Consider the following 18,254-nt stretch of genomic DNA (forward strand, 5'->3'; position numbering starts at 1 on the left):
CAGGAAGCCCGATGCAAGATACGACCCCGCTGACGGCCAAAGGGTTGCACCGGCTTCAAGGAGTTATCATTCCGTTACGCGAACAGGGAACGATCAGCCGCCCGTTACCGTCGGTACCCCCAGCACGTGCCGCTCGTAGCGGTCCAGCACCTCCGCCAGGACCTCCCCGCCGTCCCGCGCCCACAGCCCCGGATGGAAGATCTCCGCCTCCACCGGCCCGCGGTAGCCGGCCGCGCCGACCCGCTCGTGGAACCACCGCAGGTCCACGCAGCCGTCGCCCAGCTGCCCCCGGCCCAGCAGCGCGCCCTCCGGCAGCGGGGTGACCCAGTCGGCCAGCTGGAAGGCCGCGATCCGGCCGCCTGCCCCCGCCCGCGCGAGCTGCCCGGCCACGGCGTCGTCCCACCACAGGTGGTAGGTGTCGACCACCACGCCCACCTGGTCGGCCGGGAAGCGCTCGGCCAGGTCGAGCGCCTGACGCAGGGTCGACACGACGCACCGGTCGGAGGCGAACATCGGGTGCAGCGGCTCGATCGCGAGGCGGACCCCGAGCCCGGCCGCGTACGGCCCGAGTTCGGCCAGCGCGGCGCCGACCCGCTCGCGCGCCCCCGGCAGGTCCCGGGAGCCGGGCGGCAGGCCGCCCGCCACCAGCACGAGCGTGCCGGTGCCCAGGGTGGCCGCCTCCTCGACGGCCGCCCTGTTGTCGGCCAGCGCGGCGGCCCGCCCTGCCGGGTCGGCGGCGGTCAGGAAGCCGCCGCGGCACAGGCTGCTGACGGCCAGGCCGGCGTCCCGCACCAGCCGGGCGGCCGCCGCCACGCCGTACTCCCGCACGGGCCCGCGCCACAGCCCCACCTGACGCACCCCGGCCGCCGCGCAGCCCGCCACGAGCTCGGGCAGGGACCACTGGCGCACGGTCTGCTGGTTGAGGCTGAACCGCGCCCGCCCCGTCACGGGCCCACCCCGTGCAGCGCGAGCAGCCGCGCCATCCGGGCCGCCGCGCGCTCCGGGTCGGGGAACAGGCCGAGCCCGTCGGCCAGTTCGTAGGCCCGCGCGAGGTGCGGCAGGGAGCGCGCGGCGTGCTGACCGGCGACCATCGTGAAGTGCTCCTGGTGGCCCGCGAGCCAGGCCAGCAGGACGACTCCGGTCTTGTACGCGCGCGTGGGCGGCTCGAAGAGGTGTCGGGACAGTGCGAGCGCCGGGTCCAGCCGCTCCCGGAACCCCCGCCGGTCACCGGAGTCGAGCCTGCGCGCGGCGTCCACGGCGAGCGGCCCCAGCGGGTCGAACACCCCGAGGAGCGCGTCGCTGTGGCCCTGCTCGTCCCCCTCGATCAGCTCGGGATAGTGCAGATCGTCGCCGGTGAAGCAGCGCACCCCGGCGGGCAGCCGCCTGCGCAGGGCCCGTTCGCGGCCCGCGTCCAGCAGCGAGACCTTCACCCCGTCGACCTTCTCCCGGTGGGCGGAGACGATGTCGAGGAGCGTCCGCGCGGCACTGTCGAGATCGTCGCTGCCCCAGTAGCCCTCCAGGGCGGGATCGAACACCGGGCCCAGCCAGTGCAGTATCACCGGCCCCGACGTCTGGCTCAGCAGCCGCCCGTACGTCTCCCGGTAGTCGTCCGGTCCCGTGGCGACGGCCGCGAGCGCCCGGGAGGCCAGGACGACGGCCTGGGCGCCGTGCGCCTCCACCACGTCCAGTTGCTCCTCGTAGGCCGCCGTGACGTCCTCCAGCGTGCCGTACGGCGGCGCGAGGTGGTCGGTGCCCGCCCCGCACGCGATCCGGCCGCCCACGGCCCGCGCCTCGGCCGTGGAGCGCCGGATCAGCTCCGCCGCCCGCGGCCAGTCCAGGCCCGCGCCCCGCTGCGCGGTGTCCATCGCCTCGGCGACGGCCAGCCCGTGCGCCCACAGGTGGCGGCGGAAGGCGAGGGTGGCGTCCCAGTCGAGGTCGGCGGGGCCGTACGGCGTGGTGTTGCCGCAGGGGTCGGCGACGACGTGGGCGGCGGCGAAGAGCGTGCGGGAGACCGGCGGGCCGCCCGGCGCCACCGGCTCCGCGGGGAGCTCGCGGGGCTCGTACGGGCGCAGCGCGCCGGACGCGTCGGGGAGCCGGATCACGGGGCCGCCCCCTCCCGCTCCCCGGGACCGGACACCGCGAGCACGCGCTTGCGGCCGTCCCGGGCGGAGCCCCGGGCGAGCAGCCCGAGCCGTACGCCGCGCGCGCCCGCGTCGAGCCCGAAGCGCCAGGGCTCGTCCAGGGCGACGTGGCGCAGGAAGAGCTCCCACTGCGCCTTGAAGGCGTTGGTGTCCTCCCCCGCGCTGCCGTTGTCCGGGACCTCCTGCCACTGCGCGCGGAAGTCCTCGGCCACCGGGACGTCGGGGTTCCACACCGGCCGCGGGGTGGCGGAGCGGTGCTGCGCGCGGCAGTTCCGCAGGCCCGCGACGGCCGAGCCCTCGGTGCCGTCGACCTGGAACTCCAGCAGCTCCTCGCGGTGCACCCGCACCGCCCAGGAGGAGTTGAGCTGGGCCACGATCCCGCCCTCCAGCTCCAGGATCGCGTAGACCGCGTCGTCGGCGGCCGCCTCGTACGGCAGGCCCCGCTCGTCCCAGCGGCGCGGGATGTGCGTGGCCGTGTGCGCCTGTACGGACCGGATGGGGCCGAACAGCTCGCGCAGGACGTACTCCCAGTGCGGGAACATGTCGGCGGTGATGCCGGCGTCCGGGTCGCGGTAGTTCCAGGAGGGGCGCTGGGCGGGCTGCCAGTCGCCCTCGAAGACCCAGTAGCCGAACTCCCCGCGCACCGAGAGCACCCGGCCGAAGAAGCCGCTGTCGAGCAGCCGCTTCAGCTTGCGGATGCCCGGGAGGAAGAGCTTGTCCTGCACGACGCCGTGCTTGACGCCCACCTGGACGGCCCGGTGGTGAAGGACGAGGGCTCCGCTGTGGTCGAGTGCGGTCGGCTTCTCGCAGTAGACGTGCTTGCCCGCGTCGATGGCCTTGTGCACGGCGCCTTCGCGGGCGGTGGTGGCCTGCGCGTCGAAGTAGATGTCGATCGCCGGGTCGCCGAGGACGGTGTCGAGATCGGTCGTCCACGCGTCCAGTCCGTAGCGCCCGGCGAGTGCTCTGAGCTTGTGTGCGCTGCGTCCGACGAGGACGGGTTCCGGCCACAGCCGGGTGCCGTCGCCCACCTCGATGCCGCCTTCCTCGCGCAGGGCGAGGATCGAGCGGACGAGGTGCTGGTGGTGTCCCATGCGTCCGGTGACACCGTTCATGGCTATCCGTAAGGCTCTGGTGTCCGTTCCGGTCACCCCCTTCTGCCGTACGGAAAGCATTTCCCGGACGCCGCCGGGGAACCCGCTCCCCATGAAACTCGCTTTCTCCACACTCGGAGTGCCCGGAACGCCCCTCCCGGAGGTGGCCGGTCTCGCCCGCGCGCACGGCTACGACGGTGTCGAACTGCGGGCCCACCCGGAGGAACCCCTGCACCCGGCCACGGGCCCGCGCGAGCGGGCCGCGGCGGCCGCGCTGTTCGCCGACGCGGGGGTGGAGATCCTGAGCGTCGCCGGTTACGTGCGGGTGGCCGGCCAGGAGCCGGACGAGGCCGTCTTCGACGGCCTGAACGGGCTGATCCGGCTCGCGGGCGACATCGGCGCGCGGTACGTCCGCGTCTTCCCGGGCGGCGGCGACCGCCCCGTCGAGGAGGCGGACGCGGACGCCGCGCGGCGCCTCGGCGCGGTCGCGCCCCTCGCGGCGGACCTCGGCGTCCATGTCCTGCTGGAGACTCACGACTCCCACCGCCGGGCCCAGGACACCGCCCGCGTCCTGGGCCCCGTGGGCCACCCCAGCGTCGGCGCGCTCTGGGACGTCCTCCACACCTGGCTGGGCGGCGAGACCCCGGCCGTCAGCTTCCCGGCGCTCGCCCCGCACCTGGGCTACGTCCAGCTCAAGGACGTCGCCTCGGCCGACGACACCGCCCCGCTGCCCCTGGGCACGGGCTCGCTGCCGCTGGGCGCCTGCGTGGACGTCCTCGGCCGGGCGGGCTGGGACGGCTGGCTGTGCTGGGAGTACGAGCGCCGGTGGCACCCGCAGGCCACGGACTTCGTCCAGCTGATGGGCCCGGGGCGGGCGTATCTGGAGGGCCTGCTGGCCGCTGCCGGGCCGTGAGCCCCCAGGCCGGGCGCGCCCGGTCCCGGCCACCGCCCGAACCGTATGATCAGCCCTGGCGAGAGGGCTGCACATGGCGGTGGAGGACACCAAGGAACGGCTGATCGGCGCGGCGGGCACCGTGCTGAGGACGCAGGGCTACGGCAGGTCCAGCGCCCGGACGATCGCCAAGGAGGCCGGGGTCAACTCGGCGCTGATCTTCTATCACTTCGGCGGTGTCGACCCGCTGCTTTTCGCCGCGCTCGACCGGTCCTCCGCCGAGCGGATGGACGTCCTCTCCGACGCCGTCACCGACTGCCGCACCCTCGAGGACCTCGTGGAGGCGGGCACCCGCGTCTACCGGCACGACGTCGAGGCCGGGCACCTCACGCTCTTCTCCGAGCTCGTCGCCGCCGCCGTCGCCAAGCCGGAGCTGCGGGACGAGATCAAGGTGCGGGCGGAGCCGTGGATCTCCTTCGTCGAGGAGACCCTGGAGCGGGTCATCGGGGGGACGCCGCTGGCCCGGCTGACGCCACCGCGCGACCTGGCCAACGCGGCGATCACGTTCTATCTCGGGGTCAACCTCTTCACCGTGCTCGACTCCGACCGCTCGCGCACGGAGTCGGTGTTCGCGATGGCCCGGCGGCTCGCCCCCCGCGCGCGGCTGCTCACCCGTCGGCTGCCGACGCGGCTCAGCGGCAGACGGCGCGCGCACGGCTGACACACGCCCCGTACGGAACCGCCCGGAGGCCCGGTCCGTCCAAGGGGCGTGCTGCCGTCGGGGCATCGCAGTGCGGTATCGGCGTACGCCGCAGACCGCGTCGCTGACCTACCCTCTCCGCCGCCTGCGTCCCGACAGCACCGCCGCCGGCGCACCCCCCTTTCCACGCGCCGGCGGCGCCAACACCCGGCCCTGACAGCGCGGACGAGGGCCGCACACGCCCGCGTACGACCCGTACAGCGCGCCCCGCACACGCTCCGTTCCCTCCTTCCGTACGCGCCCCGCGCGGCTGGCGCGCGCCGGTTCCGGGGAGCACGATGGAGCGCACAGGAGGACGGACGGGGGACGACATGCGCCATCGCGCTCTGCCGGGCGCGCTGCTCGCACTCATGGGACTCACGGGACAGGCGGCGCTGTCCGGCTGCCACGCGCCGCAGCGGACCGGCGCGGTCGTCACGCCCTCGCCGTCCTCCTCCGGGGAGAGGGCGGCGTTCCTGGCCGAGGACGCGTGCGCGGGCGGGAGCGGGCAGTCGTTCACGGAGGTCGACTGCGCGGACCGGCGCGCGACCGCACGGGTCCTCGCCCGCTACAACGGCCCGCAGGCGAACGGCCCGCGCTGCCCGGCCGCGACGGACTTCGTCCTGCACATCGCGGCGGTCGACCACGGTGACTCGGAGGAGGACAGCTCGCCGGAGGGCTACGCCTGCATGCGCGGCCTCCGGCCGCCGCACCCGGGCGACCCGGGGCAGGGCGGCGGCCCGCAGACGGTGACCGGCGACTGCGTCTACGCCCAGCGGGACGGGGTGGTGAAGGAGACCGCGTGCGACGGCTCGGGGGCGCACGCGCCGGAGTACCGGGTGACCGACGAGGTCACCACGCGCGACGCGTGCCCGCCGGCGACGGATCTCTATGTGCAGGTGGGCGGCGGGACACCCGTCGGGTGCGCCCGCCGCCTGACCTGAGGGGCGCCGCTACGGGCGCAGGCTCTGCTGCCGGTCGACGACCGGACGGTCGAGCTTCGCGTCGTACGGCGCGAGGGGCCTGGCGTGGGACGGGTCCTGCTGGACGGCCTTGGGCGCGACGCCCGCCCACTGGAGGACCTCCGCCGTGGCCTTCGCCCGCTCGTCGGCGACGAGTTGGGCGATGTTCGAGCCGTGGTTGCCGCCGGGGGCGTAGAAGCGGAAGTCGTGGCGCTCCGCCGCGTTCCTGCCGAGGGTGAAGGGCTCACCGCTCCACGGGTCGTTCTGGCCGTAGACGAAGAGCATCCGCTCGCTGTCCTTGCGGACCCAGCGGTCGATGTCGGCCATCACACCGCGGTGGAAGCGCATCGGGATGTCCCGCGGGACGTACGCCCGGGGGACGTTGACGCCGGGGTACCGCAACAGGCCCTTGAGCTGAGGGGTCTTGACCGTGGGCCAGCCCAGCTCGGTGCCCGCCTGGTAGTAGTACGGCGTGAACTTCTCCAGGCCCTGGTCGGTGTAGGAGTCGAAGCCCGAGATGGTGTCGACGAACGTGTAGAGGGCGTCCGTGGAGGCGTCGGTCGCGGGCACGGACGCGCAGTCGCTCTGCAGGTGGTACTGCCAGAACGACCACACCAGGTCGAGCACGACGTTCTCGTACGCCTTGTCGGCGCTGCCGACGACCTTGAACGTCCTGCCGTTGGCGTCGGCCCACTTCTGATAGCGGGCGACGATCTCGTCGCGGCGGACGAGCGCCTGCTTCTGCACGGAGCCGAGCTGCGCGCGGCACGCCTTGTCACCGACGTTCGCGAAGAAGCGGTCGTACGCCGAGTCCTCGTCGTTGTTGACGTCGTTGGGCGCGACGTAGGCGACGGTGCCGTCCATGTCGTGCGGGAAGAAGCGGCGGTAGTAGGTCGCCGTCATGCCGCCCTTGCTGCCGCCGGTGGCCAGCCAGTTCTTGGTGTAGACGGGCTTGAGCGCCGCGAAGAGGCGGTGCTGGTCCTCGGCCGCCTGCCGGATGTCGAGCTTGGACCAGTCCGCGGGCTGCGGGCGGGACGGCGTGAAGAACCGGTACTCCAGCGACACCTGGTTGCCGTCGACAATGCGGGTGGGCTCGCTGCGGCCGGGGGTGGTGTTGACGTTGTAGCCGGAGGTGAAGAACACCGTCGGGCGGTCGACGGACTTGTGCAGCAGGGTGAAGCGCTGCTGGAACGTGCCCTTCGACGGGTCCCGGTGGTCGACGGGCTGGTCGTAGCTCAGGACGAAATAGCGGTAGTCCTGATAAGGACGCTCCTCGAGGAAGTGCATCCCCGGGATGCCGAGGATGCGTTGTTTGATGTCCGGGTCCGGACTCGCGGCGGTGGCCGTGGTCGCCGCCCCGAGGCTGACGGTGCTCATGAGCACCGTCAGCGCCAACAGCCATCTGAGTACCTTGCGCATTCGCCCTCCCCTTGGGTTCGCATAGGTCGCGGCGAACCTACCGGGGTGGACAGGTGTTTGTCTTGAGCCTCTTCCGACGACGGCGGCCACGGCGGACCGCAAGGCCCGCCGGACAGGCCGCCGTTCACGCCGCGATCGTCGCCCCCGTGAACGTGCGCCACAGCTGGGCGTAGTGCCCGTCCAGCGCGAGGAGTTCGTCGTGCGTGCCGTCCTCCGCCACGCGGCCGCGGGAGAGGACGATCACGCGGTCCGCGCGGGCCGCGGTGGTCAGGCGGTGGGCGACGACCAGGGTGGTGCGCGTGCCCGCCAGCCGTTCCGTGGCCTGGTTGACCAGTGCCTCCGTCGCCAGGTCGAGCGCGGCGGTGGCCTCGTCCAGGAGCAGGATGTCCGGGTCGACCAGCTCCGCGCGGGCCAGGGCGATCAACTGCCGCTGTCCGGCGGAGAGATTGCGGCCGCGCTCGGTGACCCGGTGCAGATAGCCGTCCTCCAGCCCGGCGATCATCGCGTGCGCGCCCACGGCGCGGGCCGCGGCCTCGACCTCGGCGTCACTGGCGTCGGGGCGTCCGTACGCGATGGCGTCGCGCACCGTGCCCGGGAAGAGATAGGGCTCCTGGGGGACGACGCCGAGCCGGTGCCGGTAGCCGGTGGGGTCGAGCTCGCGCAGGTCGTGGCCGTCGACCCGGACGGCGCCGGAGGACGGGTCGTAGAACCGCGCCACCAGCTTGACGAGCGTGGACTTGCCCGCGCCCGTCTCGCCGACGAACGCGACCGTCTGCCCGGCGGGGATGGTCAGGTCGATGCCGGTCAGCGCCGGTTCCCCGTCGCCGTAGTGGAAGTGCACGCCGTCGAAGGTGATCTCGCCGCTCAGCTCCCGCACCTCGCGCGGCTCGGCGGCCACCGGGGTCGTGGTGGGCTCGCGCAGCAGCCCCTGCACGCGGCCGAGGGAGACCGTCGCCTGCTGATAGCCGTCGAAGACCTGCGACAGCTGCTGCACGGGCGCGAAGAACAGGTCGATGTAGAGCAGATACGCCACCAGCGCGCCCGCCGTCAGGGTGCCGTCGCTCACCCGGCCCGCGCCCACGATCAGCACCGCCGCGGACGCGACGGACGACAGCAGCTGGACGAACGGGAAGTAGACCGAGATCAGCCACTGGCCGCGCACCCGCGCCTGCCGGTAGCCGTCACTGCGCTCGGCGAACCGCCGGGCGCCGGTCTCCTCGCGGCGGAACGCCTGCACGACGCGCAGCCCGGCGACGCTCTCCTGGAGGTCGGCGTTGACGACGCCCACGCGCTCGCGGGCGAGCTCGTACGCCTTGACGCTCTTCCTGCGGAAGATCACCGTGCCGACGACCAGCAGCGGCAGGGTCGCGAAGACGACCAGGGCCAGCTCGACGTCGAGGACGAGGAGGGCGACGAGGATGCCGAAGAAGGTGAGGACGGAGACGACAGCGGTGATCAGGCCGGTCTGGAGGAAGGACGACAGGGCGTCCACGTCCGTCGTCATCCGGGTCATGATCTTGCCGGTGAGCTCGCGCTCGTAGTAGTCGAGCCCGAGCCGCTGGAGCTGGGCGAAGATCTTCACGCGCAGGGCGTAGAGCACGCGCTCGCCCGTGCGGCCGGTCAGCCGGGTCTCGGCGACCTGCGCGGCCCACTGGCCGGTCACGACGAGCAGCGCGAGGCCGGAGGCGGCCCAGACGGCGCCGAGGGCCATGCGCTGGACGCCCTGGTCGATGCCGTGCCGGATCAGGATGGGCAGCAGCAGGCCCGCCACCGCGTCCACGACCACCAGCAGCAGACCCAGCGCGAGCGGCGCCCCGAAGCCCCGCAGCAACTGCCGCAGGCCGTACGACTCCTCGGGCCGGGCGGCGCGCTCCTCGTCGATGTCGGGGGTGTCGTCCGCGGGCGGCAGCGCGGCCACCTTGGCGAGCAGCTCCGGGGTGGCGGGCATCCCGGCGATGTCGGGGCTCTCGCCGGTGTCCTTGCGGACCCACAGGGACGGCGTGACGCCGTCGACGACCCGGCGCCCGGCGCGGGGCGCGGTCGCCACGGGGTCCGCGAGGCCGGTGGCCGCCGCCTCCCCGCCGAAGGCGCCCGCGAGGGCCAGGGGGCCGTCGGCAGGGGCGAGGCCCGCGGGGTCCTTCGGCACGCCCGCCAGTTCCTCGGGGTCGGTGAGCAGCTCGCGGTAGAGCGCGCAGCGGCTCTCCAGCTCCTCCGCCGTGCCGATGTCGGCGAGGCGGCCGCCGTCGAGGACGGCGATGCGGTCGGCGAGCGCCAGGGTGGAGGCGCGGTGGGCGATGAGGAGGGTCGTACGGCCCGCCATGACGCCGCGCAGGGCCTCGTGGATCTCGTGCTCCACGCGGGCGTCGACCGCGGAGGTCGCGTCGTCCAGGAGCAGCAGGCGGGGGTCGGTGAGGATGGCGCGGGCGAGGGCCATGCGCTGGCGCTGGCCGCCGGAGAGGGTGAGGCCCTGTTCGCCGACCTCCGTGGCGTAGCCGTCGGGCAGCGCGGATATGAAGCCGTCGGCCTGCGCGGCGCGCGCGGCGGCCCGTATCTCCTCGTCGGTGGCGTCTGGGTGCCCGTAGGCGATGTTGTCGCGGATGGAGGCGGAGAAGAGGAAGCTGTCCTCCGGCACGAGTCCGATGGCCGCCCGGAGCGAGGGCAGCGTCAGATCGCGCACGTCGTGCCCGCCGACCCGGACCGCGCCGGCGGTGACGTCGTAGAAGCGCGGCAGGAGCAGCGAGACGGTGGACTTGCCGCTGCCGGAGGCGCCCACGACCGCCACGGTCTCGCCGGGCTCGATGCGCAGGGAGAAGTCCGCGAGGACGGGCCGCTCCGGGTCGTAGCCGAAGGTGACGCCGTCGAACTCGACGGTGGCCGGGGCGTCCTCGGGCAGCGTATGGGCGCCGGGGCGCTCCTCGACGACCGGCTCGGTGTCGATGAGCTCGAAGACGCGCTCCACTCCGGCGCGGGCCTGCTGACCGACCGTCAGCATCATGGTGAGCATCCGGACGGGCCCGACGAGCTGCGAGAGGTAGGTCGAGAAGGCCACGAAGGTGCCGAGGGTGATCTGGCCACGCGTGGCCATCCAGCCGCCGACGGCCAGCATGGCGACCTGCCCGAGGGCCGGTACGGCCTGGAGGGCCGGGGTGTAGCGGGAGTTGAGCCGCACGGTGCGCAGCCGCCCGGCGAACAGCCTGCGGCTGACCTCGCGCAGCTTCCCCGCCTCCTGCGCCTCCTGGCCGAAGCCCTTGACGACGCGTACGCCGGTGACGGCGCCGTCCACGACGCCCGCGACGGCGGCGGCCTGGCCCTGGGCGTACCAGGTGGCCGGGAAGAGCTTGACGCGGCTGCGCTTCGCCAGGAACCACAGCGCCGGTGCGACGGCCAGGGCGATGACCGTGAGCAGCGGCGAGAGGAAGACCATGACGGCCAGCGAGATCAGGAACAGCAGGATGTTGCCGATCATCATCGGCAGCATGAACAGCAGGCTCTGCACCAGCTGGAGATCACTGGTGCCGCGGCCGACGACCTGGCCGGTGGAGAGCTCGTCCTGGCGTCTGCCGTCGAGCCGGGCTATCGACGCGTACATCTCGGTCCGCAGGTCGTGCTGGACGTCGAGGGCGAGGCGCCCGCCGTAGTAGCGGCGGAGGTAGGTGAGGCCGTAGACGACGACGGCGGCGACGATCAGCAGCGTGGCCCAGGGCGCCAGCGGGCGGTCCTGGGCGCCTATGACGTCGTCGATGATCAGCTTGGGTATGAGAGGGACGAGGGCCATGACGGCCATGCCGACGAGGGAGGACCCGAGCGCGAGCAGCACGGTGCGGCGGTAGCGCCAGCAGTGTCCTGCCAGGCGCCTGGCCCATCCTTGTCCGGTCACTTCCGTCTTGCCCACCCGAGACCTCCCGCTGTCCCCACGTTTCTCGTTCCGGAGGGCCCAACGCGCTGGGCTGCGGATTTCATCCCGCGGCAACATTTGGGGTGGGCTGAATTGCGCACCCATCATCAGCCAAAACCAGCCCGTCCGGCGTTTGAGGACAACGCGGCGAAGCCGTGTTGCGGGGGTCTGGGGGCTTGCCCCCAGTGCGGGGAGGGGCGGGGCTGGGGAAGAAAAACCGCCTACATCCTCGGCAGCCGCACCGTCATCCCGTACAGCCGAGTGACCTGCTTCGGATTCTCGTTGTCGTCGCTGACAAGCAGCAAGCGCAGACGCCCGCCCGGCGCCCGCCCCACGACCGCCAGCCCCTCGATGTTGTCCAGCAGCGGATTCCGCTGCGGCTGCTTCGCCGTGGCGCCCAGCGAAGGACACGCCCCGATGTCCGCGACCAGCGTCTTGCGCACCGGCCGCACGCCCGGGCCCGGCAGCGCGGGGACGGCGCTCACATCGCTCGCGCCCCGGAGATCCGCCGCGTACAGCCGTACCGTATTGCCGACGCCCGGCGTGAAGCCGCGTTCCAGGACGAACAGGCGGCCGTCGCCCGCGGCGGTCGCCTCGGAGACGCCGAGTCCCGCGTCGACGGGGTAGGCGAACTGCCGGGAGAGGCGGAATTCCCCGCCGCCGTGCCGTCGCCAGCTCTGGAAGCGTACGAGCGGGTGGCCGGCGGCGTCCGGGCCGTCGCCGGTGAGCGGGGCCTCCATGGACGCCACGAGGGTGCGGCCGCCGGGCTGGAGGGCGAGGCCCTCGAAGGTGAGGTTGGGCCGGCCGCGCCCGGCCGGGGCGACCCGCAGGGCGTCGGGGACGGGCAGCCGGCCGAGGAGCTTGCCGGAGGGGGCGTAGCGCCGGACCGACGGCTCGGTCTCGGAGGTGATCAGGCGGCTGCCGTCGCGGTCGACGACCAGCGCCTCGGAGTCGAGCTCGGCGCCCTTCTCGTCCGTCAGCGGCACGACCCGCACCGGCTTGGCCGCGAGCCCTTCGCGTACCTCCAGGGAGAAGAGTTGCGACCGGTCGGAGAGCGCGGCGACCGTGCCGTCCCGGTCGACGGCGAGCGCCGAGAGGTTGCCCACCGCCGTGCCCTGGAATGTCGTCTTGTCGAGTCCGTCGGAGAACCCGTCGATCCGGGCGTACGGCGAGCAGGCGCGCGACGCGCCGTCCGCCCGCGACCGCGCCTGCGCCGGCCCGGCGACGGTCAGGCCGGCGGCCACCGTCAGCGCGGCGGTGGCGGCGGCGAGGACGGGTCGGATGCGCACGGGCGGGCCTCCTGGGGCTCGGACAGGCTTCGGCTGCTGTCGACGGTAGAGGCCCTGGTGCGGGGTGGGAGGCGGGTTGCCGGAACTCGCGGTGAACGTCCGGTTCACATCCCGGGGACGAGCTCCAGCAGCAGGTCGATGAGCTTGATGCCGACGAACGGCGCGACGAGGCCGCCCAGTCCGTAGACGCTCAGGTTGCGCCGCAGCAGCGCGTGCGCGGTGGAGGGGACGTAGCGGACGCCGCGCAGGGCGAGCGGGATCAGGGCGACGATGACGAGCGCGTTGAAGATGATCGCCGAGGCGATGGCCGAGGTGGGGCTGTGCAGGCCCATGATGTTGAGCTTCTCCAGGCCCTCGTAGCCGGCGACCCCGCCGAACATCGCCGGGACGATCGCGAAGTACTTCGCGACGTCGTTGCAGATGGAGAAGGTGGTGAGCGCGCCGCGGGTGATGAGCAGCTGCTTACCCACCTCGACGATGTCGATCAGCTTGGTGGGGCTGGAGTCCAGGTCGACCATGTTCCCGGCCTCCTTGGCGGCGGAGGTGCCGGTGTTCATGGCGACGCCGACGTCCGCCTGGGCGAGGGCCGGGGCGTCGTTGGTGCCGTCGCCCGTCATGGCGACGAGGTTGCCGCCCGCCTGTTCCTCCCGGATGCGGGCCAGCTTCTGCTCGGGCGTGGCCTCGGCCAGGAAGTCGTCGACCCCCGCCTCGGCGGCGATGGCCTTGGCGGTCAGCGGGTTGTCACCGGTGATCATGACGGTCTTGATGCCCATGCTGCGCAGGGCGGCAAAGCGCTCGGCGATGCCGGGCTTGACGATGTCCTTGAGGTGGACGGCGCCCAGGACGCGGGCGCCGTCGCGGTCCTCGACGGCGACGAGCAGGGGCGTGCCGCCGTCCGCCGCGATGGAGCCGACGATCCGGCGGGTGTCCTCGGGCACGTGGCCGCCACGGCGGGTCACCCACTGGACGACCGCGTTGCCCGCGCCCTTGCGGATGCGCAGGAAGTCGCCCTCGAAGGCGAAGTCGACACCGCTCATCCGGGTCTGCGCGGAGAACGGCACGAAGCGGCCGTGCGTGAAGTCCCCGCTGTGGTGGTGGATGCCGTACCGCTCGGCGAGCGCGACGATGGAGCGGCCCTCGGGCGTCTCGTCGGAGAGCGAGGACAACTGGGCCGCGTCCGCGAGGAGTTCGTGCGCCATCCCCTGGACGGGCACGAAGGCGGTCGCCTGCCGGTTGCCGAAGGTGATGGTGCCCGTCTTGTCCAGCAGCAGGGTGTTGACGTCGCCCGCGGCCTCGACGGCGCGGCCCGACAGGGCGAGGACGTTGCGCTGCACCAGCCGGTCCATGCCCGCGATGCCGATCGCGGAGAGCAGCGCGCCGATCGTGGTGGGGATCAGCGTCACCAGCAGCGCGACCAGCACGGTGATCGTCTGCGGGGCGCCCGCCCAGTCGGCCATGGGCTGGAGCGAGACCACGGCCAGGATGAAGATCACGGTGAGCGAGGCGAGCAGGATGTTCAGCGCCAGCTCGTTGGGGGTCTTCTGCCTGCTGGTGCCCTCGACCAGGGCGATCATGCGGTCGAGGAAGGTGTGGCCGGGGCGGGAGGTGATCCGTACGACGATCCGGTCCGACAGCACCGTCGTGCCGCCCGTCACGCCCGAACGGTCGCCGCCCGCCTCCCGGATGACCGGCGCGGACTCGCCCGTGATCGCCGACTCGTCCACGGCGGCGACCCCGTCGACGATCTCGCCGTCGCCCGGCACGGTGCCGCCCGCCTCGACGACCACGACGTCCTGCGGGCGCAGGTCGGTCGCGGGGACGCTCCGCTCCTCCCAGTCGCGGTGGTCCAGGCCCACGTGCCATCTGTTCAGCCGGCGCGCCACGATCGTCGACCGCGTCCGGCGCAGCGACTCCGCCTGCGCCTTGCCGCGGCCCTCCGCGACGGCCTCGGCGAGGTTGGCGAAGACGACGGTGAGCCAGAGCCAGCCGCTGATCAGCCAGGTGAAGACGGAGGGGTCCAGGACGGCGGAGAGCGTGGTGAGGACCGAGCCGACCTCGACCACGAACATCACGGGGTTCCTGACCATCACCCGCGGGTGCAGCTTCCGGGCGGCGTCCGGCAGGGACGCGATCAGCTGCTTGGGGTCGATGGCACCGCCCGCGACGGCCCGGTGCCTGCGCCGCCGCCCGACGACGGTGGGCGGGGTGGTGTCCTGCTGAGGGGCCAGGTGCAGCATCAAGGGCCTTCGGGTGAGGTGAACGATCACCTCACCCAACCGGCCGGGCGGGGGCCGCGCCGACGCCCTGACGGGCCCTTGTCGCCGAAGGGCACGGGCCTGACGGGGCCTTGACGCGGCCGCCCCCGGCGCGGCGCGTCAGCCCCGGGCGGCCGCGATCTGCCGGGACATGATCGTCGTCAGCTCGTACGCCGTGTGGGAGGCCGCCACGGAGGTGATCTCCGCGTGGTCGTAGGCGGGGGCCACCTCGACCAGGTCCGCGGAGACGAGGTTGCAGGAGGACAGGCCGCGGATGATCTCCAGCAGCTCGCGGGAGGTCAGGCCGCCCGCCTCCGGGGTGCCGGTGCCGGGGGCGTGGGCGGGGTCCAGGACGTCGATGTCGATGGAGATGTACAGCGGGCGGTCGCCGACGCGCTGGCGCAGCTGGTCGGCGATCTCGTCGACCCCGCGGCGCATGACGTCGGCGGAGGTGACGATGCCGAAGCCCATCTTCTCGTCGTCGGTGAGGTCCTTCTTGCCGTACAGCGGGCCGCGCGTGCCGACGTGGGACAGCGCCTCGGTGTCGAGGATGCCCTCCTCTACGGCGCGGCGGAACGGCGTGCCGTGGGTGTACTCGGCGCCGAAGTAGGTGTCCCAGGTGTCCAGGTGCGCGTCGAAGTGCAGCAGCGCCACCGGGCCGTGCTTCTTGGCGACCGAGCGCAGCAGCGGCAGCGCGATGGTGTGGTCGCCGCCCAGGGTCATCATCCGGGCGCCGGTGCCGAGCAGGTCGTCGGCCGCGGCCTCGATGGTCTCGACGGCCTCGTTGATGTCGAACGGGTTCGCGGCGATGTCACCGGCGTCGGCGACCTGCGCGAGCGCGAAGGGGGAGGCGTCCTGGGCCGGGTTGTACGGGCGCAGGAGGCGGGACGCCTCGCGGATGGCGTTGCCGCCGAAGCGGGCGCCCGGCCGGTAGGAGACGCCGGTGTCGAAGGGCACGCCCACGACGGCGACGTCGGTGGTGCCGACCTCGTCCAGGCGCGGCAGGCGGGCGAAGGTCGCCGGGCCCGCGTAGCGCGGGATCCGGGAGGAGTCGACGGGGCCGCGCGGTTCACGGGGGGCGGGGGTGCTCATACGGGAGCCTCTCGAAATCACGGACGCGTCACGGTCGGACCAACGTCGGGGCGGCGGCTGCGGACGTACCCGAGGGTAGGCAGGGCGGCGGGTTCCGCACATGTACGTACTGAAGGATCCGGCATCGCCATATGGACATCACGTCCATCGCGAGGCCGTCGGGGGAGAGAATGAGCCGTATGCCGATACCGAGCCGTGCCGAACTGATCGACCACCTTGTCCGTACGCGCGTCGCGGGCGCCGTGGCGACCCCGCGCGAGAACAACCTCGACCACTACCGCAAGCTCGCGGCCGGCGACCGGCGCCACTGGCTGGGCCTGGAGCTGGGCGACCGCTGGTCGGACGAGCAGGACGTGCTGGCCGTGATGGCGGAGCGCTGCGGCGTCAGCGACGACCTCGGCCACCGCTCGGGCCAGGACACGATCGACCCGGAGCTGACGGTCGACGGGCTGGAGCGGATGGCGGCGCTGCTGCGCAAGGCGGCTGAGGGGCGGCAGCGGGTGCTGCTGGCGACCGGCCACCCGGGCGGCCTGCTGGACGTGCACCACACGACGGCGAAGGCGCTGCGCGCGGCCGGCTGCGAGATCGTCCGGATCCCGGGCGGGCTCCGGGCGGACGAGGGCGTGGTCTGCCAGTTCGCGGACGTCGCCCTCTTCGAGGGCGGCGCGACGCTGTGGCACACGCACTCCCCCGCGCCGATGGCGACGATCCTCGACGCCCTCACCCGGGAGGGCCGCCCGCTGCCCGACCTGGTCGTCGCCGACCACGGCTGGGCGGGCTGCGCGGCGCAGCGCGGCATCGACGCGGTGGGCTACGCGGACAGCAACGACCCGGCGCTGTTCCTGGCGGAGGCGGAGGGAACGCTGCGGGTGGCCGTGCCGATGGACGACCACGTGGTGGATCCGCGGTTCTACGAGCCGATGACGGCGTATCTGCTGAACGCGGCGGGACTGCGGGTGCCGGCGTAGGCCGGTCGGAGCCTGGGCCGACGGAGCCTCGGAGCTTCCGCCGCCCGGGGCCGGGGGCCGGCCGGGGCCTCTGTCGCCCGGAGCCCGAAGTCGGCGGAGCCTCCGCCACGAGCCTGAGGCCGGTCCAAGCCCGAGCCCGGTCGACGCATCCGTCGGCCGGAGCCTGAGGCCGACCGAAGCATCAGTCACCCGGGGCCGGGGGGCCAGGCCGAGCCCGAGGCCCCTCGGAAGCCTCCGTCGCCCGGAACCCGAGCCCGGCCGAAGCATCCGTCACCCGCGGCCTGGGGCCGGCCGGAGCCCGAGCCCGGTCGAAGCATCCGTCGGCCGGGGCCAGAGGCCGGTCCGAGCCCGAGGCCGGTCGAAGCATCCGTCGCCCGGAGCCTGGGGCCGGTCCGAGCCCGAGCCCGGCCGAAGCATCCGTCACCACGAGCCCGAGGTCGGCCAAAGCATCCGTCGCCCGGAGCCTGGGGCCGGCCGGAGCCTCACGTCGGCCGGAGGCCGCCGGCGCCCCCCGCGTCAGCCGGAACAAGCCCGTCCGGCGCTTGAGGACACGCGGCGCAGCCGCGTCAGGGGGCCCGGGGCCTGCCCCGGGCAGAAGCTAAGCCTCCCCCGCCCCGCCGCCCCGCGGCAAACGCGGCACCCGCACCAGGCCCTCCTGGATCACCGACACCGCCAGCGCGCCGTTCTCCGTGAAGATGCGGCCACGCGCCAGGCCGCGCCCGCCGGAGGAGGTCGGGCTCTCCTGGTCGTAGAGCAGCCACTCGTCCGCCCGGAACGGCCGGTGGAACCACATCGCGTGGTCCAGGCTCGCCCCGACGACGTCCCCGACGGCCCAGCCGCCCCGCCCGTGCGCGAGCAGCACGGAGTCCAGGAGCGTCATGTCGGAGACATAGGTCGCCAGGCAGATGTGCAGCAGCGGATCGTCCGCCAGTTTGCCGTTCGTCCGGAACCAAACCTGCGACTTCGGTTCGCGGGGCTCCCCCACCTTGCCGAACGGCGGCTCCTCCGCGTAGCGCAGGTCGACCGCCGCGCGGGCGTCCAGCAGCCGGTCGAGCAGCCGCGGGTCGGCGAAGCGGTGCGCGTGGCGGGGCAGCATCTCGGCCGCGGTGGGCAGGGAGAGCGGGTCCGGCGCGGCCGGCATCGGCTCCTGGTGCTCCAGCCCCTCCTCGTGCGCCTGGAAGGACGCGGAGAGGTGGAAGACCGGCTGACCGTGCTGGACGGCGACGACCCGGCGGGTGGTGAAGGACCGCCCGTCGCGGATGCGGTCGACGGTGTAGACGATGGGCACCTCGGGGTCGCCGGGGCGCAGGAAGTAGGAGTGCAGGGAGTGCGGGAGCCGGTCCCCGGGGACCGTGCGCCCGGCGGCGACCAGGGCCTGGGCGGCGACCTGCCCGCCGAAGACGCGCGGCACCAGCGAGGGGCGGCTGGTGCCGCGGAAGATGTCCCGCTCGATCTGCTCGGGGTCGAGGACGGAGAGCAGGTCGTCCAGGGGTGTAAGGGGCTCGTTCATG

General features: G+C 73.5%; 13 protein-coding genes. 4 read left to right on the plus strand and 9 right to left on the minus strand.

The features are described from left to right. Positions 1–93 precede the first annotated feature (93 nt). Genes ACZ4A5_RS23595 through ACZ4A5_RS23605 form a run of 3 tightly spaced genes read right to left on the minus strand, consistent with a single transcriptional unit; the run spans position 94 to position 3,253 of the window. Positions 94–948, minus strand: coding sequence for a sugar phosphate isomerase/epimerase family protein (locus tag ACZ4A5_RS23595; RefSeq protein WP_467587573.1), 855 nt, complete (start codon positions 946–948; stop codon positions 94–96). Next, positions 945–2,102 carry a dihydrodipicolinate synthase family protein gene (locus ACZ4A5_RS23600; RefSeq protein ID WP_467587577.1) on the minus strand — a complete coding sequence of 386 codons (1,158 nt, stop codon included), beginning with the start codon at positions 2,100–2,102 and terminating at the stop codon, positions 945–947. Before ACZ4A5_RS23600 ends, ACZ4A5_RS23595 begins: the two co-directional genes overlap by 4 nt. Continuing rightward, positions 2,099–3,253, minus strand: a complete 1,155-nt coding sequence (locus tag ACZ4A5_RS23605; protein WP_467587580.1) for a Gfo/Idh/MocA family protein — start codon at positions 3,251–3,253, stop codon at positions 2,099–2,101. The genes ACZ4A5_RS23600 and ACZ4A5_RS23605 overlap by 4 nt, the downstream gene beginning before the upstream one ends. A gap of 91 nt (positions 3,254–3,344) precedes the next feature. Here ACZ4A5_RS23605 and ACZ4A5_RS23610 point away from each other — a divergent pair, with 91 nt between their 5' ends. The 3 genes from ACZ4A5_RS23610 (at position 3,345) to ACZ4A5_RS23620 (ending at position 5,807) form a co-directional block, all read left to right on the plus strand. Next, on the plus strand, positions 3,345–4,145 hold the full coding sequence (locus ACZ4A5_RS23610; protein ID WP_467587583.1) for a sugar phosphate isomerase/epimerase family protein: 801 nt from the start codon (positions 3,345–3,347) through the stop codon (positions 4,143–4,145). A 73-nt stretch (positions 4,146–4,218) separates the two neighbouring features. Beyond that, positions 4,219–4,845 (plus strand): TetR/AcrR family transcriptional regulator, encoded by a 627-nt coding sequence (locus ACZ4A5_RS23615; RefSeq protein WP_467587588.1) that lies wholly within the window; start codon positions 4,219–4,221, stop codon positions 4,843–4,845. Between the two features lie 350 nt (positions 4,846–5,195). Then, positions 5,196–5,807 (plus strand): hypothetical protein, encoded by a 612-nt coding sequence (locus tag ACZ4A5_RS23620; RefSeq protein ID WP_467587591.1) that lies wholly within the window; start codon positions 5,196–5,198, stop codon positions 5,805–5,807. Between the two features lie 9 nt (positions 5,808–5,816). On the opposite strand, the gene ACZ4A5_RS23625 is transcribed toward ACZ4A5_RS23620, so the two are convergent. From ACZ4A5_RS23625 to speB, 5 genes are all read right to left on the minus strand, one after another. Beyond that, positions 5,817–7,244 carry a S28 family serine protease gene (locus ACZ4A5_RS23625; protein ID WP_467587594.1) on the minus strand — a complete coding sequence of 476 codons (1,428 nt, stop codon included), beginning with the start codon at positions 7,242–7,244 and terminating at the stop codon, positions 5,817–5,819. A gap of 124 nt (positions 7,245–7,368) precedes the next feature. Further along, positions 7,369–11,136, minus strand: a complete 3,768-nt coding sequence (locus ACZ4A5_RS23630) for an ABC transporter ATP-binding protein (RefSeq protein ID WP_467587597.1) — start codon at positions 11,134–11,136, stop codon at positions 7,369–7,371. Between the two features lie 224 nt (positions 11,137–11,360). Beyond that, a complete protein-coding gene (locus ACZ4A5_RS23635) occupies positions 11,361–12,428 on the minus strand; it encodes an esterase-like activity of phytase family protein (protein WP_467587599.1) in 1,068 nt (355 codons plus the stop codon). A gap of 104 nt (positions 12,429–12,532) precedes the next feature. After that, on the minus strand, positions 12,533–14,665 hold the full coding sequence (gene kdpB, locus ACZ4A5_RS23640; protein WP_467587602.1) for a potassium-transporting ATPase subunit KdpB: 2,133 nt from the start codon (positions 14,663–14,665) through the stop codon (positions 12,533–12,535). 138 nt (positions 14,666–14,803) lie between these two features. After that, entirely contained in the window at positions 14,804–15,775 is a 972-nt protein-coding gene (gene speB, locus ACZ4A5_RS23645) for an agmatinase (RefSeq protein ID WP_467587605.1), read from the minus strand. Positions 15,776–15,954: 179 nt separating this feature from the next. On the opposite strand from speB, the gene ACZ4A5_RS23650 reads away from it, so the two are divergent. After that, on the plus strand, positions 15,955–16,743 hold the full coding sequence (locus ACZ4A5_RS23650; RefSeq protein WP_467587608.1) for a phosphatase: 789 nt from the start codon (positions 15,955–15,957) through the stop codon (positions 16,741–16,743). 598 nt (positions 16,744–17,341) lie between these two features. Here the strand turns inward: ACZ4A5_RS23650 and ACZ4A5_RS23655 are convergent. Beyond that, positions 17,342–18,253: an acyl-CoA thioesterase gene (locus ACZ4A5_RS23655; RefSeq protein ID WP_467587610.1), complete on the minus strand. Its 912-nt coding sequence runs from the start codon at positions 18,251–18,253 to the stop codon at positions 17,342–17,344. Position 18,254: the final 1 nt, after the last annotated feature.

The sequence above is a fragment of the Streptomyces sp. NPDC025618 genome (assembly GCF_055558795.1).

What these genes read in the sequence shown, in the direction of transcription:
- ACZ4A5_RS23650 (WP_467587608.1), top strand. Translation starts at nt 15,955, where the DNA reads ATGCCGATACCGAGCCGTGCCGAACTGATCGACCACCTTGTCCGTACG.
- ACZ4A5_RS23620 (WP_467587591.1), top strand. Translation starts at nt 5,196, where the DNA reads ATGCGCCATCGCGCTCTGCCGGGCGCGCTGCTCGCACTCATGGGACTC.
- ACZ4A5_RS23615 (WP_467587588.1), top strand. Translation starts at nt 4,219, where the DNA reads ATGGCGGTGGAGGACACCAAGGAACGGCTGATCGGCGCGGCGGGCACC.
- ACZ4A5_RS23605 (WP_467587580.1), bottom strand. Translation starts at nt 3,253, where the DNA reads ATGAACGGTGTCACCGGACGCATGGGACACCACCAGCACCTCGTCCGC.
- kdpB (WP_467587602.1), bottom strand. Translation starts at nt 14,665, where the DNA reads ATGCTGCACCTGGCCCCTCAGCAGGACACCACCCCGCCCACCGTCGTC.
- ACZ4A5_RS23625 (WP_467587594.1), bottom strand. Translation starts at nt 7,244, where the DNA reads ATGCGCAAGGTACTCAGATGGCTGTTGGCGCTGACGGTGCTCATGAGC.
- ACZ4A5_RS23610 (WP_467587583.1), top strand. Translation starts at nt 3,345, where the DNA reads ATGAAACTCGCTTTCTCCACACTCGGAGTGCCCGGAACGCCCCTCCCG.
- speB (WP_467587605.1), bottom strand. Translation starts at nt 15,775, where the DNA reads ATGAGCACCCCCGCCCCCCGTGAACCGCGCGGCCCCGTCGACTCCTCC.
- ACZ4A5_RS23655 (WP_467587610.1), bottom strand. Translation starts at nt 18,253, where the DNA reads ATGAACGAGCCCCTTACACCCCTGGACGACCTGCTCTCCGTCCTCGAC.